The 15439-nt window shown below is 45.1% G+C and carries 9 protein-coding genes and 1 pseudogene; 6 read left to right on the top strand and 4 right to left on the bottom strand.

From position 1 onward, the window contains the following. The first annotated feature begins 54 nt into the window (after window positions 1–54). The gene (locus QUA45_RS07735; protein ID WP_333220157.1) at window positions 55–2472 is read left to right on the top strand and encodes a sulfotransferase; all 2418 of its coding nucleotides are present in this window, start codon (window positions 55–57) and stop codon (window positions 2470–2472) included. A 68-nt stretch (window positions 2473–2540) separates the two neighbouring features. On the opposite strand, the gene QUA45_RS07730 is transcribed toward QUA45_RS07735, so the two are convergent. The 3 genes from QUA45_RS07730 to QUA45_RS07720 form a co-directional block, all read right to left on the bottom strand. Beyond that, complete coding sequence (locus QUA45_RS07730) at window positions 2541–3761, bottom strand: NAD(P)/FAD-dependent oxidoreductase (protein ID WP_333220155.1); 1221 nt, start codon at window positions 3759–3761, stop codon at window positions 2541–2543. A 217-nt stretch (window positions 3762–3978) separates the two neighbouring features. Next, window positions 3979–5886 carry a 1-deoxy-D-xylulose-5-phosphate synthase gene (gene dxs / locus QUA45_RS07725; RefSeq protein WP_333095197.1) on the bottom strand — a complete coding sequence of 636 codons (1908 nt, stop codon included), beginning with the start codon at window positions 5884–5886 and terminating at the stop codon, window positions 3979–3981. A 1428-nt stretch (window positions 5887–7314) separates the two neighbouring features. Next, window positions 7315–9453 (bottom strand): protein phosphatase 2C domain-containing protein, encoded by a 2139-nt coding sequence (locus QUA45_RS07720; protein WP_333220154.1) that lies wholly within the window; start codon window positions 9451–9453, stop codon window positions 7315–7317. A gap of 334 nt (window positions 9454–9787) precedes the next feature. On the opposite strand from QUA45_RS07720, the gene QUA45_RS07715 reads away from it, so the two are divergent. From QUA45_RS07715 to QUA45_RS07705, 3 genes and pseudogenes are all read left to right on the top strand, one after another. Next, window positions 9788–10219 (top strand): NfeD family protein, encoded by a 432-nt coding sequence (locus tag QUA45_RS07715; protein ID WP_333095199.1) that lies wholly within the window; start codon window positions 9788–9790, stop codon window positions 10217–10219. 103 nt (window positions 10220–10322) lie between these two features. Beyond that, entirely contained in the window at window positions 10323–11291 is a 969-nt protein-coding gene (locus QUA45_RS07710) for an SPFH domain-containing protein (RefSeq protein ID WP_333095200.1), read from the top strand. A 199-nt stretch (window positions 11292–11490) separates the two neighbouring features. After that, window positions 11491–11736, top strand: a pseudogene (locus QUA45_RS07705) (IS1/IS1595 family N-terminal zinc-binding domain-containing protein); the annotation flags it as partial. Window positions 11737–12102: 366 nt separating this feature from the next. On the opposite strand, the gene cimA reads toward QUA45_RS07705, so the two are convergent. Then, window positions 12103–13719, bottom strand: coding sequence for a citramalate synthase (gene cimA, locus QUA45_RS07700; RefSeq protein WP_333095211.1), 1617 nt, complete (start codon window positions 13717–13719; stop codon window positions 12103–12105). Between the two features lie 117 nt (window positions 13720–13836). On the opposite strand from cimA, the gene QUA45_RS07695 reads away from it, so the two are divergent. Both QUA45_RS07695 and thiO read left to right on the top strand, forming a co-directional pair. Then, on the top strand, window positions 13837–14175 hold the full coding sequence (locus QUA45_RS07695; RefSeq protein ID WP_333095201.1) for a 2Fe-2S iron-sulfur cluster-binding protein: 339 nt from the start codon (window positions 13837–13839) through the stop codon (window positions 14173–14175). 151 nt (window positions 14176–14326) lie between these two features. After that, window positions 14327–15424 carry a glycine oxidase ThiO gene (thiO, locus tag QUA45_RS07690; protein WP_333095202.1) on the top strand — a complete coding sequence of 366 codons (1098 nt, stop codon included), beginning with the start codon at window positions 14327–14329 and terminating at the stop codon, window positions 15422–15424. Window positions 15425–15439 lie beyond the last annotated feature (15 nt).

Below are 15439 nucleotides of genomic sequence, written 5' to 3'. Positions count from 1 at the left end.
GAAGGAAACCCAACCCACCTCAAAATATACCGTTAATTATAATTGCAAAATGTTATGAAACGCATATTTCTCCTAGGCTCGCCTCGCAGTGGCACAACAATTCTTCAAAGCTTATTAGCTGCTCATCCTGAAGTTATTTCTTTTCCGGAATCTAAGTTTTTTCACTATTTGCTATACGATCAGTTTGCGGGAAAGTTGCCAGGTAGAATGGAAGCTTTTTTTAAGGATGAGATTAAACGTCCTGAACTTTTGAAAGATTTTGATGACAGCCAAACTGTGGAAGCTAAAGCTAGTTGGTTTGTGAGAGTTTTGGATGGTTTGGCTGCTGAACAAAAAAAAAGCATTTGGTTGGAAAAAACGCCGGAGCACATATATTTTATTGATGAAATAGAGCGCTTTTTACCGGATGCGAAATTCATACATATTTTGCGAAACGGTATGGATACAATAGCTTCTATGTTTGATGCTACTAGGAGTTTTAACGAATTGTGGGGCGCTGGTTGGGATTTAAACCACTGTATCAATCGCTGGGAACACGCGATGTTAACTAGCCACAAATATATTAATAAATCAAATCATATATTAGTTAAATATGAGGAGCTTTTAGATAACAAAACAATAATTCTAGGAGAAATTTGTAATTTCATGGGCATTGAATATGACGATACAATGCTCGTTAATTATCAAGAAAAAGCAGCCAAGCTAAGTTTAAATCTACCTTGGCATAAAGGAATTGAGAGAGATGTCAAAAGTAGTAACGTTCACAAATATCATAAAATTTTCACGCGAAATGAAATTAGATATGTTTTAGAGAAAATTCAGCGAGTCCAGGGTGAAATGGCGTGGAAAGTTACGGTGGAAGTGAGCGAACCAATTTCGGATATTTACGCTTTGCAAATATGCGATCGCCTGTGCTGTACGATCGAACTAGAAGGAATTCAACTAGGTATTATTGAATTGCCGATTTGCGATGGCATGGTTGCGGCTTCGGTTTTGGCGGATGCGGTTGCAGCCCAGTATGCTTGGCAAATTCTCGATCGCTTCTTTCAACGCAATCGCTGCGAAAAAGGCAATAAGTTGTGGGAAATGTTGCTGGAACCATTGCACCCTAAACATGACTGGACGCTATTTCTGCAAGAATTATGGGGGCGTCCGCATTGGCATTTGGAGGATTTATACAATCCTGAAATAGCTGAGAAAGTCCCAACAATTACCCTCGAAAAAGATTTGATTGCTGTAGAAGTTAGCGATGAATTTGCTAATATAAAAGTTGAGCTTTCTGAAATAAATGTGCTGGTGAAAGTAGGCGGCGTTGCTGTCGGTATTGTCACTGTTGCGGTGGAAAATAATTTTGTTTCGGCTCAAAAATTGCGATCGACAATTACTCGAAATATGGGTTTTGAGTTGTGCGTCGCCGCCGTGCGAGAAGCTTTGGTTGGAAAACCACTCAACGGCAAGCAATGGCTGCGATCGCGCTTAGCCTGTTGTGCTCAACAAAGGTCGAATTTGCCCGACTCGTTCAATGCACCGGGTGCTGGGGGCATTTATCCCCAAAATGCGGTGATATTCGGCAGGCGATCGGGTGCGATCGGGACGAGTGTCAGCCGCCGCGCCTCACTCCCGGCGGCGGCGCTGCAGGAAATCGAGTCAGCCGCGGCAATCGCGGGGGAACCGACAATGCAAATTCCCCAAGAAAACGAGTTTCCAAAGCAAGTATTTTACGCACCGGAAATTATTGGCTCAAAATCTTCTTATCGGGAAGTTTCTCACTCGGTGAAACCTCAAGTTTTGGACAATCATAGCGTTACACAAAAACTCCCGATTCTCTCGTACCGCCGCATTTCTCCTGACGGTTTAGACGCAGTTACTCCCCAGATTTTTGAACAACAGTTACACAAGCTCAAAAATCTGGGTTATCACAGTGTGAGTTGGGAAAACTGGCGAAGCGCAAAACAGGCTAAAACTCCTTTACCCGGTAAAGCTGTATTGATGACATTTGACGGCGGCTATCTCGACTTTATCCAATATGCTTGGCCTGTGCTAAAACGCTTTGATTTTACAGGAACTGTTTTTATTGTAGCGGAGTCAATAGGCAAGACAAATAGTTGGGAAAAAGCCGAATTTAAAGAAGTGCCGTTAATGGGATGGCCGGAAATTTTGCAATTGCGGGATGCAGGGATTGAATTCGGTTCTATGTCTGCTACTCATCAACCTTTGACTGCATTGTCGCCGACAGAAACTGTGCGGGAGGCGGTCAAATCCCGTGCTATCTTGGAACAGGGATTAGAGAAATCTGTTAAATGCTTTGCTTATCCTTACGGGGATTTCGATCCCATTGTAGCGCATTTAATTGGAGCTAGTGGATATACTTTTGGTGTATCATATCAATTAAATTTTAGCAGTTTTGACGATTCTTTATTGTCGCTGCCGCGCATTCAAGTAACTACCGAAAATGCCTTAAAATTAGCTTAAGTTAGCTTAGTAAGGTGCGTCAATCAGCGAGATTTTTCCTCAATCAACAATCTCTCAACGGACGCACCTTACCAGTTAAATTTATTAATCAATTCCTTGATTTTTCGCTGCAAATAACCGCCCAACCCTCGGGAAATTTTCTCAAACTTATAATAAAATAAAATCTCCATAACATCTTCTGTGTTCATATACTTTAAATAAGAAATTATTTTATCGGTCAGTTCATCATTAACATCATCGATATACTTTCTCACTGCTAATCTTTCCGAAATATTCCATTTCCGCTCAAACTTGCGGTGCATTTCCATCTCATAATCCCGAAAATCTGAGATTTTTCCCTCCAAATACCTTTGAATATATTTCCCGGCGATTTGGGCACCATCCATCCCGTGTCTAATTCCTTCGCCACCCAAAAAATTTACTGTCGAAACACTATCGCCGATCGCAATTATATTATCCTTGCAATAAATATCATTCAAACCGCGACTGTACTTCAGCATTGAACCGTGTTTGTCAAGAATTTTATAATTTTTAGAATTCAGATATTCATCAATCAGTAAATCAATATATTTTTTCAGCGGTGGCAAATGCCTCAGCTTTTTCTGCTCTAAAAAAATTCGGGCAGCACCAACTTTCAGCCTGTTTTGTTCCATTGGAAATATCCAAGAATAACCTTTAGGCATCCATTTATCACCCACAAATAAGATTAAATCGCTGCTGTATTTATTGTAAATTTCTGGCTCTAATTCAATTAAATATTCGATTCCGGTTCCCGACAAAAAATCGGGCTTATCATTCTCTTTTTCGTACATAATCGCCCTAGCAAAGCCAGTAGCATCAACCAATACTTTAGTCCTAACTTTGATAAGTTGACCGTCGGATAACTGTTTAAATTCGACTGTTGTTTCGCCCTTGCTTTGTGAATGTCCGGTGTAGCGATAACCCAGCCAAACTTCACCGCCAAATCGCTCAACTTCGCTGGCCAAAAATGCTCTAAATTTAGCAAAGTTGAGAACAACTCCCAAGCTTTCGGGAGACTCCCAAGTTTGACTGACTTTGCTGGTTTCAATAGTAAGTTTGTGCCAAAAGCTGCCGATAACGGATTCAGGTAAATCGAATTTAGAGATGGTTTCTAGAGGCGTCGCGGCGCTAGAAAAGTCATTTTTATTAAAATTGTCGTTTTGCTCTGCCAGCAAGACTTGGTGACCAGATTTAGCTAGGATTCTCGCGCAGTGTCCGCCTGCGGGACCTGCTCCTACTATTACTATGTCAAAACTTTTTACAGTCATCTTGCTTTTAACTCACTTCTAATGTCAAAACAGCCGCACACATATCAACTACTAATCGCCGAGTGTTCAGCCACTGGCGTTAGATTAAAATTTAAGGTACGATTTGGTTTCACGTTAGTCATTGTTTTTTCTGCCTTATCCTCAAGTCTTACTTCAATCCTGCTGCTCGGAACTCTAATGGTAAGGTGCGCTAGGCGCACCCTACAATTCTAGCTATTTACACGCTAACAGGAGACTGTTTGCGGCTGAATGTTGCTAAGATACGATCGCACATTTGCGACGGATTTAATCCCAAACTGGCAAATGATTGTTCAGGCGTTGCATGATCTACCAATGTATCGGGTACACCCAACCGCATCACTGGAACAACAACATTATTGTCCAACAAAGCTTCGGCTACTGCTGAACCAAAGCCTCCCATCAAACAGCCTTCTTCCATTGTGACAACTTTGCCGATTCGCTGTGCCAAAGGCAGGATTAATTCGGTGTCCAAAGGCTTGACAAAACGCGCATTGATCACAGTTGCTTCAATCCCGTGCTCGCTCAGCATCTCGGCGGTTTGCATTGCCGGATAAACCATTGAACCGTAACCCAATATCAGCAAATCGTCGCCGTTGCGGAGAATTTCGGCTTTGCCGATCGGCAATTCTTCCCAACCTTCCTCCATCAAAGGCACGCCGTAACCGTTGCCGCGCGGGTAACGCATGGCGATCGGGCCGCTGGTGTGGTTGATTCCTGTGACTACCATCCGCTGCAATTCTGCCTCATCTTTTGGTGCCATAATTGTCATATTTGGCAGACACCGCAAGAAAGAAATGTCGTACATTCCTTGGTGGGTGGGGCCGTCAGCGCCGACTATTCCGGCGCGATCCAAACAGAAGAAAACGGGCAAATTTTGGATACAGACATCGTGAATTATTTGGTCATACCCCCGCTGCACAAATGTCGAGTAAATTGCTACAACCGGGCGCATTCCTTCGCAGGCTAAACCAGCGGATAAAGTCACGGCGTGCTGTTCGGCAATCCCGACATCAATGTACTGTTTCGGCAGTTTTTCATGAAGTTTATCCAGACCTGTTCCGGTTGCCATTGCAGCGGTAATGCCGACAATTTTGGGATTATCTTCTGCTAGCTTTACCAGGGCGTGGGCAAAGACTTTCGAGTAAGCTGGAGGCTTGGGTTTAGTGGAGGGAATGCCTTTGCCGGTAGCTAAGTTAAAGGGATTTTGGGCGTGATATCCTACTTGGTCTTTTTCGGCGATCGCATATCCTTTGCCCTTCACCGTCACAACGTGAACCAACACCGGCCCTTGGATAGTATGAGCTTGTTTGAAAGTGGTAATTAACTCTTCCAAATTGTGTCCATCTACCGGGCCCATGTAAGTAAAGCCCAATTCTTCAATTACTGCTCCAACTTTCGAGACTGCTAAGCGTTTCATCCCTTCTTTGAGGCGTTCCATTTCTGGAGTAAAAGTTTCGCCAACAAAGGGAATGTGTTTGAATTGTTCCTCTAAGTTATCTTTGAGAAACTGCACTGGTGGCGACAATCGCATCTTGTTCAAATAGCGGGTAATTGCGCCGACGTTGGGGGAGATTGACATCTCGTTGTCGTTGAGCACAACTAACAAATTGGTTTTCGGCATATGGCCCGCGTGGTTGATCGCTTCGAGTGCCATGCCGCCCGTCAATGCGCCGTCGCCGATGACTGCTACAGTTTTAAAGTTTTCCCCCTTGAGGTCGCGCGCCATCGCCATTCCTAACGCTGCGGAAATGCTTGTGGAAGCGTGGCCGGCGCCGAAGTGGTCAAATTTGCTCTCGCAGCGCTTGAGATAGCCTGCAACGCCGTCTTTTTGGCGCAGGGTGTGGAAGTGGTTGTAGCGACCGGTTATCAATTTGTGAGGATAAGCTTGGTGGCCGACATCCCAAGTAACTTTGTCGCGATCGAGGTCGAGTGTTTGGTAGAGTGCTAAGGTCAGTTCGACTACACCCAATCCTGGGCCGAGGTGGCCGCCGCTAGCGGCTACAGTTTCTAAATGCTTTTCTCGAATTTGTCGGGCAATTTGTTCGAGTTGATGAATCGAGAGGCCGTGTAATTGGTTTGGGTGAGTCAGTTCGCTGAGATGCATATTTTAAAATCTTGCTCCTGTGAATCAGGACGAATCCTTAACAGATATAGGTTGTGCCTGCGAGGTTGAGTACGCGCAAACGTTAGAATAGTTTAACGGTTATTTGAGAAAAACTGTTAGGCGTAAGATTTTTGTTATTTTTAGCCTGGTAATTATAGTTAATAAATTGTGCGCCGTCAATATAAAAAAAGCTTATGTTGTTAGTTCCTAATCGCTAATTGTTAGCTGCCTGGAGATTATTAAGCATTGTTAACTACTTTTTGTAGTGATGGCTGACTTTTTAGCCCTCTTATTTCTGCAAGCAGACTATGATACCAAATCATTAACTGTGATGGAGCATCTCATATTTGTAAAAACACTTCTTCTGGCTCCTGCCTTCTGCCTCTTTTTTTCTACCTTCTGCCTCCTGCCTCAAAACTCCAATTTCTAGCTTGGCTGCTTTCCTTGAGATGATCCCACTGTGATTTACATAGCATAGCTGATGTCAAGTCATTGGTAACAAGTTAGAAATGAGTAGATTTTGTCAGCCCCTCTAAGTGGATAAAAAATTAACTAATAATGATAATTAAAAAAGCGGAAAGGTTGGACTAGCCCAATTAAGGCAACGATCGTCAATAAATTGTCAAATAGTTTTCACAGGTCCGCGAGAAAATTATCTAATACCAAATCCGGGTTAATGACCTCTAATTGATGACGACCGGGGCCAAAAGCAGCCATACGATCGCGGGAGGGACACCCAAGCTAGGGAAAATATTCACTTGTTTATCAACTGTCAAGCGAGCTGTATTTATTGAAGTTGGTGACAATTTTTCTTCAATATTTGCCTCAAAGGTTCTATTTTTTGAGAGTACACAAGCGAGTGAAGTTTCCGCAGGGTTATCATCAGGGGTAAGAGGTAACGTTTCCCGGATTTGGTATTATAAAACGATAAAATTGACGAGTAATTGAGCGATTGTGTAGGTAAGCTCACATCTGAACCATTCTCGCTCGCACAGGCTTTCCGGCTTGTTCCACAAAGAGTAGATTTTCTTGTGAAACGGGTCCCAGATCCCGTTCATAAAAGGCTTATTGAAAATGGTGCAACATCTCAGTAAGTAAAAATGGGTGCTAGCCGAAAAACCAACCGCGACCACGCAAAAAAAAACTTACAGGCCAATCTTGGAAGAGAAGATCAATGAGCTCTACCAGAAAGCATTCAATTTACACTGGGAAATTTTTCCCGAATTTGGATAGTAGATAGCTGCGACTCTCGAAGCATTTTTTTGTAAGCTCAAAAGCCTAGAAGATTTACCACAAGGGCCGTTGGTCGGAAAGAAAGAACACGGGGACTGAAGTCCCCCGCGTCGCTTCCCTCTGGAATCTGAAGACGCGATCGTTTCCCGCATCCCATATTACTTTTATGAAAGGTTCTGCTTAATTCAATCTCCCTTACTCCGGTGATGGCAAAGGAGTTTCCCCTTCTTCGGGCGGCGGAATTTCCGCAGGAGTCGATTCGGGGGACGGCGAGGGACTCTCGACCCCGGGCGACGGAATTTCCGCAGGAGTCGATTCGGGGGACGGCGAGGGACTCTCAGCTCCGGGCGAGGGACTCTCCGAAGGACTTGGGGCGGGAGTTTCCGGCGGTGGCGGAAGTGGTGCGGGATCTGGCTGGCGGCTTTGGAGGCTTTGCACCCACAAACCTAAACCGCCGCCGGCTAATATCAGCCCCAACACCCCCAGTAGGGGCAGTGGCAGCTTGGATCGGCGTTTTTGAAGGGGTTCCGGGGCGGGGGAAGTTTCGGGGTACAACAACTGTTTGGACGATTCTGAAAGCTGAGATTCTGGAATCCTCCCGGACTTCTGGAGGGACCGCGGCAGGGACGGCGGCAGCGACACCGAGGCGGACGCTGGCGCTGACGCCGGCGCTGACGCCACCGCCGGATCGAACAGTACCAATCTCTCAGGCGACATCCGACAGTGAGTGGCCACCACGGAGGTGTTGTCATAACCGTTTTTCTCGTTGGCGAGACGAATCCAAGACTGAACCGCGGCTTCCAAAGACATTTTGCCCTCAAGCACTTCTGGGCCGTAATTCTCCCAAGATTTCTCTACCCAGTCGTTGTCGCTCAAACCGTCGGAACACAGCAGCAGTAAGCCTTCCTCTTCGACAATAAATCGCTGAATCGTCGGGCGCAGGAAATCGCCGTCCCGCGTTCCCAAAGCTTGAGTCAGGGCTCCTGCATCGGCTCGCAGTTGAGTCTCCCAGTATAAACAATGTCCTAGCTGGACTTCCCTTGAGGCTACGTCGTCGTCCACAGTCAGCCGGTGACAGTAATTTTTGCCAATCCAATAAGCGCGGCTATCTCCAACATTGACTAAATAAAGTTCGTGGCTGTTATTCGAGGGCAAGTCCTCGGAAATTTTCACTTTTTGAGGCAACTGGAGGGCCATCACCAAAGTCGTCCCCATCCGCTGCCGCAACTCTTTTCCCTGCTCGTTATTTTGAGCGGAAATCACATTATTCACAACTTTCACTATTTCTTCGAGTTGCTTGATGACCATTGCTGGCGTCATCAACTCTTCTTGTTGAGCAATTTCTGCGAGCAAATTTTGGATTAAAGCTTTCAGAGACTGCACGGCTAATTGACTGGCAACTTCTCCTCCTTCGTGACCTCCAACCCCGTCGCAAACCATTGTCAAGTAAGGAATTAATTTGTCGTTCCCTGAAGTTTTGCTAGATTGAAAATCAGTAGCAATCGGATAGCAACTGTCTTCATTTTGGGAGCGTTGCGGGCCGGTATCGGTCATGCCGACTACTTCTAAGTGCAGAGGCAATTGAGCGGCTTCTTCTAATAGTAAATCGTTTAGTTCCAGGGCGATCGCGTCGAAATTCATGCTGCTGCGGCGCATAAACTGACAAATCTCTCCGAGTCTCGACTGCACCTCGGGTTGCGCTGATTCCACCAAACCTGACCACACATCTCCCAAATCCCGCAGCGTCGGTACAAAATTGCCCCGGTGCAGTTCCAGCAGGCGTACCCGCCAACCTTCCACGCGCAAATTTTCCGGTACCAGCAAACTCGAAGCGACTCCCTGTTCCGATAGCGGCGCCCACAGTTGGAGCATTTGCCACAGCCAGTAAACTTGGCGCGCGGCGCTTGTCCCCGACCAAGCTTCTAAAATAGAAGGATACAGGCGACCGAAATTATTGATGGGCACATTTTCCAACAAGAGCACGTCTGTCGCTTCCGGTGCTTCCCCCAAGGAAGAAAAACCGTATACTTCCGGCGTATGCAGCCGTTGGGGATACAAATGCAGGTAAGGCATAATGCTATCCGGCAGTTGTTCAGGGACGCTGGGAGGCAAAGCTGGACGGCTGTCGAGCCAGATTTGAGGTGCAATGACAAAGTATCGATCGGCTATTACCTTACCCGTCGGCACTTCCTCGGCTGCTTGTCCCACCACCCACACATAGCGATAAATTAAATCCGTTTCGCACGCTGCACAGTGCTGGCGGCCAAAGGTATTGCGGGGATCGGCACAGCTAAGATTCGGGCAATAAATGGGTTCGGAGAAACTGCTGATCATATCGAAATAGTTTGTGTAAAAACATTCTGAAGATATATAATTCGCAACCTCAAATTCATGAGCTTGAGAATAAACTGATTTTAGCCCCTATCAATTTCTTAACTGCCTTTGGGCCCCTAGAAATTGTAGTTTCTGCCAGTCTGCACCGGCTTAAATTGTAATTTAAGTTACTAAACTCTGACTTGGAGTACGGTAGAAGCCTCAACCTGATACCGTGGCGCGAAAAATCGCTCTGAGGGCCAGCAAGTCGCAAACCCTTGCAGAGTCAGTTGTTTGCATTTCTTAAATCTTAAATTTCCAATCTAAGATCTAAATAGTATCACCTATTCTTTTTATGATCTTGACTCCGACGCTCCTTTGGCTGCTAGCTGGGTCTTTGCTGTGTTTGGCAGAGCTATTTCTCCCGACTGCTTTTGTCGCTTTTATGATGGGACTGAGCGCCTTCGCCGTAGCTGGATGCTCTCTAGTTCTACCTTACGTTAATTTACAAATATTCCTGTGGATGGTATTTTCGACAGTTTTTGTGCTGCTGTCTCGGCGGTTGATACCAAAAGGCAAGGCAAGGGCGATCGCAGATTCTCAGGAAGCAAAAACTTTGACAGAAATTCCCCCCGGAGAAGCCGGCCGAGTCATTTATGAGGGGAATTCTTGGCAAGCTCGCTGCGAAGACACGAAGGCCACTATCCCCCCCAACCAAAACGTAATTGTCGTGGGACGGAAAGGCACTACTCTAATAGTTTTGCCAGAAAATTTATTGCATTCTTAAACAAAATGCGTAATTAATCACAGGCAATTAGTAGTTAGTCATCAGTCATTAGTCAACATTTAACAGGCAACACTCAACACTCAACATTTAATAGGAGGCGACCGTGGAACAAATTTTTTTACTCGTATTTTTAGCTTTAGGCGGCTCAGCCCTCGCAGGTTCCGTCAAAATTATCAATCAGGGAAATGAAGCATTGGTGGAAACTTTAGGTAAATACAGCGGTAAGAAACTGGAACCGGGTTTGAATTTTGTCAAGCCGTTTCTCGATCGCGTCGTGTACGAGCAAACAATTCGGGAAAAAGTCTTAGATATTCCTCCGCAAGCTTGTATTACCCGCGACAACGTTTCCATCACCGTTGATGCTGTCGTTTACTGGCGCATTGTAGACTTGGAAAAAGCTTGTTACAAAGTAGAAAATCTCCAGTCAGCAATGGTAAATATGGTGCTGACTCAAATTCGCGCCGAAATGGGTCAACTGGATCTCGAACAAACCTTTACTGCTCGTTCTCAAATTAATGAAATTTTGCTCAGAGATTTAGATATTGTTACCGATCCTTGGGGAGTGAAAGTAACGCGGGTAGAATTGCGCGATATTATCCCTTCTAAAACTGTACAGGAATCGATGGAATTGCAGATGGCAGCCGATCGACGCAAGCGGGCGGCAATTCTGACATCTGAGGGCGAACGCGAGTCAGCAGTTAACAGCGCCAAAGGTAAAGCTGAAGCGCAAGTTTTGGATGCAGAGGCGCGCCAAAAAGCGACTATTTTGGAGGCGGAAGCTCAACAAAAGGCGATCGTCCTGAAAGCTCAAGCAGAACGCCAAAGTCAGGTTTTGAAAGCTCAAGCTACTTCTGAGGCCTTGCAAATTATCGCCAAAACTCTGCAAAATGACCCCACTGCCCGGGAAGCTTTACAATTTTTGTTAGCTCAAAACTATCTGGATATGGGTCTAAAAATTGGCACCAGCGACAGCAGCAAGGTGATGTTTATGGACCCGCGCAGCATTCCCGCGACGCTCGAAGGAATGCGATCGATCGTGGGCGAAGGTAATAATAATGAGGTTAAAAAGTAGTCTTAGCTAGAATGGGCAATTGAAAGAGACTGGTAACTCTGTATGAGGGATGAAACTCCTCATACAGAGTTAGCATTAATAGCAAAAGTGATTGTGTCATCACGCGCACCACATTATTAAATAATCGGCGTTGCTGAATTAAGATATTATTGATTTTGAGAGCAATTTACAAAAAATAATTTAACACCAGTCATATTCTATGAAATGTCCTGAATGTAAGTCAACTCACATCAATAAAAATGGGCGAAAAAAAAGTAAGCAGAACTACCTGTGTGTTACCTGTGGCAGACAATTTATAGACTGCTATCAACCTCACAGAGGTTATGCTCAAGAAGTGAAAGACGAATGCCTAAAAATGTATGTTAATGGCATGGGTTTTAGGGAGATTGAAAGAGTCAAAGGTGTACATCATACGACAATTATGAATTGGGTCAAACAACTAGGATAACTCACGGGGAGCATCTCATATTTGTAAAAACACTTCTTCTGGCTCCTTCCTTCTTCCTCTTTCCCAGCAGCAAGAGAGCCTCGGCGCGTCGGGCCTCAAAACTCCAATTTCTAGCTTGGCTGCTTTCATTGAGATGCTCCCGACTCACGCCCAGAGCACCCTTCTCATTTAAAAGGCTTTCGGGCCTGTTCCACAAAGAATGAATTTCTTGTGGGTGGGATGTTATAGCCAGCCCATAAAAGCCTTATTGAGAATGATGCAAAATCTCAGGTTTCACCCTTTTTAAATTGGCTAACCGCCTCTTGAAATCGCCTGATATCTATTTAAACATCGATATTCAGGCAACTTCTCTTCGCCGTCAACCTAATAACTCGACACAGTTAAAACGATCGCCTCCCTATCTCCCAACACCAAACCATACTCCAAACCCTCAACAACCGCTTGATAAGAAGCATCCAAAATATTACCAGAAACCCCCACAGTTGTCCAGCGGTCTTGACCGTTGCTAAACTCAGCCAAAACGCGAGTTTTAGCAGAAGTTCCCGCACATCCGTCTAGAATTCGTACCTTATAATCGGTTAAGTTAAAATCAGTAATTGCAGGATAAAAATTCCGCAAAGCCTTCCGCAAAGCCGCATCAAGTGCGGAAACAGGCCCGTTTCCTTCCGCGCATTCGAGAATATCTTGACCGTTAACAGTCACTTTCACCGTTGCTAAAGAATTAACTGTTTCCTCCTTACCTTTATCGCAGTGAACTTGAAAACCTTTGATTTCAAATAAATGCTTGCGCTTTCCCAAAGCCTCTCGCATTAACAATTCAAAAGAAGCCTCAGCACCCTCAAATTGATATCCCTGACTTTCCAAATTTTTCAATTTTTCCAGAATTTGGCGGCAAGCAGGATTTTTGCGATCGAGATCCATGCCAAAAGTGCGAGCCTTCGCCAAAACATTGCTCAAGCCCGCTTGATCGGAAATCACAATTCGCCGCCTGTTGCCAATTTTTTCCGGTTCCAAATGTTCGTAAGTTAACGGATTTTTCTCAACAGCCGATACATGAATTCCACCTTTGTGAGCAAAAGCCGAAAGACCGACAAAAGGAGCACGATCATCGGGAGCAAGATTGACAATTTCACTAATCGAGCGACTTACTTGAGTTAATCTCACTAATTGCTCGTCTTCAATGCAATTCTGACCCAGCTTTAGCTGAAAGTTAGGAATCAAAGAACATAAATCGGCATTACCGCAGCGTTCGCCGTAACCGTTTATAGTTCCCTGTACCATCCTCACTCCTTCCCGCACAGCAGCCAAAGCATTAGCAACCGCAACTCCAGAGTCGTTGTGAGTATGAATTCCTAATTGTAAAGATTTTTGTCTATTAGTTCCTAAAGATTCTAAAACATCGCGAACCACCTCACTAATTTCGTGAGGCAAAGTACCGCCGTTAGTATCGCAAAGCACCAGCCATTCTGCACCGGCATCGTCGGCTACTTCTAAAGTTTTAATAGCATAATCTCGATTGTTTTTGTACCCATCAAACCAGTGTTCGGCATCGTAAATAACGCGCCTTCCCTGACTCCGCAAATATTGAATTGTATCTCGAATCATCGCCAGATTTTCTTCTAGCGTGGTCTTCAAACTTTCAATAACGTGCAAATCCCACGACTTGCCAAACAGCGTCACCCAGCGAGTACCGGCGGACAAAATAGCCTGCAACATTTCATCATTAGCTGCCGTAGTTCCCGGCCGCCTAGTCGAACAAAAAGCTACAACTTCTGCTTGAGTTAGGGGCTGTTCTTTGAGTCGCCAAAAAAATTGTACGTCTTTAGGATTCGCCCCCGGCCAGCCGCCTTCAATAAAGGGAATTCCTAAACTGTCTAACTGTCGAGCAATTCGCAGTTTGTCTTCGAGAGATAAGGAGAGTCCCTCACACTGAGCACCGTCTCGCAGCGTGGTATCGTAGATCCAGAGCCGATTTGTCATGGGAAATTGCGATCGAGAAATTGGTAATATATCACTTACCATATTAGATGAATATATTTGAATTTAATGCGATAATATATAGGAAAATTAACATAAATCTAACTGGGGTAAATTGCTGTGGTCAAGGTAGAAGCGCAAGGCAAAACATTTGAGTGCGATCGCGGAGCGAATCTCCGTGAAGTATTGCTCAAAAACGGCATCGATCTCTACAACGGCAACGCCAAAGTCATCAACTGCCACGGCCTCGGCACTTGCGGCACCTGCGCTGTCACCGTCGAGGGCGAAGTTTCCGAGGCCCAGTGGCGCGAAAAAGCCCGACTTTCGGTTCCTCCCCATTCTCCCGCCTCCAACCGCCGTTTGTCCTGCCAAACCAAGGTTTTAGGCGATATTAAGGTGACAAAATATGACGGTTTCTGGGGTCAAGGTTGTGAAACTGTCTGGAAACCCCAAGCATAGATTTTTTGTTAAGGAAGGCAGATAGGACGATCGCCTTGCCAGATAATCTGTAAGACTTGCATAATAATTCTAACTGTAAGGTGTGCTTAGCACACCTTACTCTAAAGAAACCCGAGAGGTCAAAAAAGCCAGAAAGTCCATATAAAAGTTAATGAATTCATCTAAAGATATTCTGATTATTGGCGGCGGAATAATTGGTCTTTCGCTAGCAGTAGAACTGAAATTGCGAGGGGCATCTGTCGCAGTTCTGACCGCCGATTCTAAACAACCGACGGCCAGGGCTGCTGCGGGAATGCTTGCCCCGCAAGCCGAACGAATTCCCCCGAGTCCGATGCTGGATTTGTGCTTGCAAAGTCGCGCACTGTATCCTGCCTGGGTAGAACGGCTAGAGAATATTACTGGATTGAAAACGGGATATTGGCGATCGGGAATTCTCGCACCAGTTTGTCAAAACGAATCTCAAGAAAAGCCGCTTTTGTCAAACCTTAATTATCAATGGTTGGACAGAGATACTGTTCGCCAGCACCAGTTTGGATTAGGTCAAGAAGTAATTGGCGGTTGGTGGTATCCTGACGACGCTCAAGTAGACAACCGCGCTTTATTTCGGACGCTTCAATTTGCCAGCAAAGAATTAAAAATTGATATTATTCAAGGCACTGCAGAGGAAATTGTTCGGCATAAAAAACGAGTTTTTGGAGTGGAAACAACGGCAGGAAAATTACAAGCTGACCGTTATGTTTTGGCTGCTGGTCCTTGGTCTGAGAAATTATTGGATATTCCTGTTTTTCCAAGAAAGGGACAAATGCTGTCAGTATGTGTACCAGAAGATTGTGGAGTTATCCAGCCCCTACAAACCGTTCTATTCGGGACTGGCATTTATATTGTGCCACGTCAAGATGGCAGAATTATTATTGGTGCAACTAGCGAAAATGTTGATTTCACGCCGGGAAATACGCCTGCGGGAATCCAAAGTTTGCTAGCAGGAGCGATTAAGTTATATCCCGAATTACAAAATTATCCAATTCTGGAGTTTTGGTGGGGATTTCGGCCAGCTACTCCTGATGAATTGCCGATTTTGGGTGGTAGTGCTTGGGAGAATTTGACATGGGCGACGGGGCATTACCGCAATGGCATTTTGTTGGCTCCGGTGACGGCTAAATTGTTGGCTGATTTGATTGCGAATCAGAACTTAGATCCGTTATTGGCTGCTTTTCATTATTCGAGGTTTGGACCTTCAGCACTTACTTGAACCTATATAGGTTGG

Source organism: Microcoleus sp. Pol12A5 (assembly GCF_036701435.1).
Classification (GTDB): Bacteria; Cyanobacteriota; Cyanobacteriia; order Cyanobacteriales; family Microcoleaceae; genus Microcoleus.
This window is presented reverse-complemented; position numbering and strand designations above follow the sequence as displayed.

Excerpts from the sequence above, each read along its gene's own strand:
- QUA45_RS07735 (WP_333220157.1), top strand. The coding sequence starts at position 55 with ATGAAACGCATATTTCTCCTAGGCTCGCCTCGCAGTGGCACAACAATT.
- thiO (WP_333095202.1), top strand. The coding sequence starts at position 14,327 with ATGAATTCATCTAAAGATATTCTGATTATTGGCGGCGGAATAATTGGT.
- dxs (WP_333095197.1), bottom strand. The coding sequence starts at position 5,886 with ATGCATCTCAGCGAACTGACTCACCCAAACCAATTACACGGCCTCTCG.
- cimA (WP_333095211.1), bottom strand. The coding sequence starts at position 13,719 with ATGACAAATCGGCTCTGGATCTACGATACCACGCTGCGAGACGGTGCT.
- QUA45_RS07715 (WP_333095199.1), top strand. The coding sequence starts at position 9,788 with ATGATCTTGACTCCGACGCTCCTTTGGCTGCTAGCTGGGTCTTTGCTG.
- QUA45_RS07720 (WP_333220154.1), bottom strand. The coding sequence starts at position 9,453 with ATGATCAGCAGTTTCTCCGAACCCATTTATTGCCCGAATCTTAGCTGT.
- QUA45_RS07730 (WP_333220155.1), bottom strand. The coding sequence starts at position 3,761 with ATGACTGTAAAAAGTTTTGACATAGTAATAGTAGGAGCAGGTCCCGCA.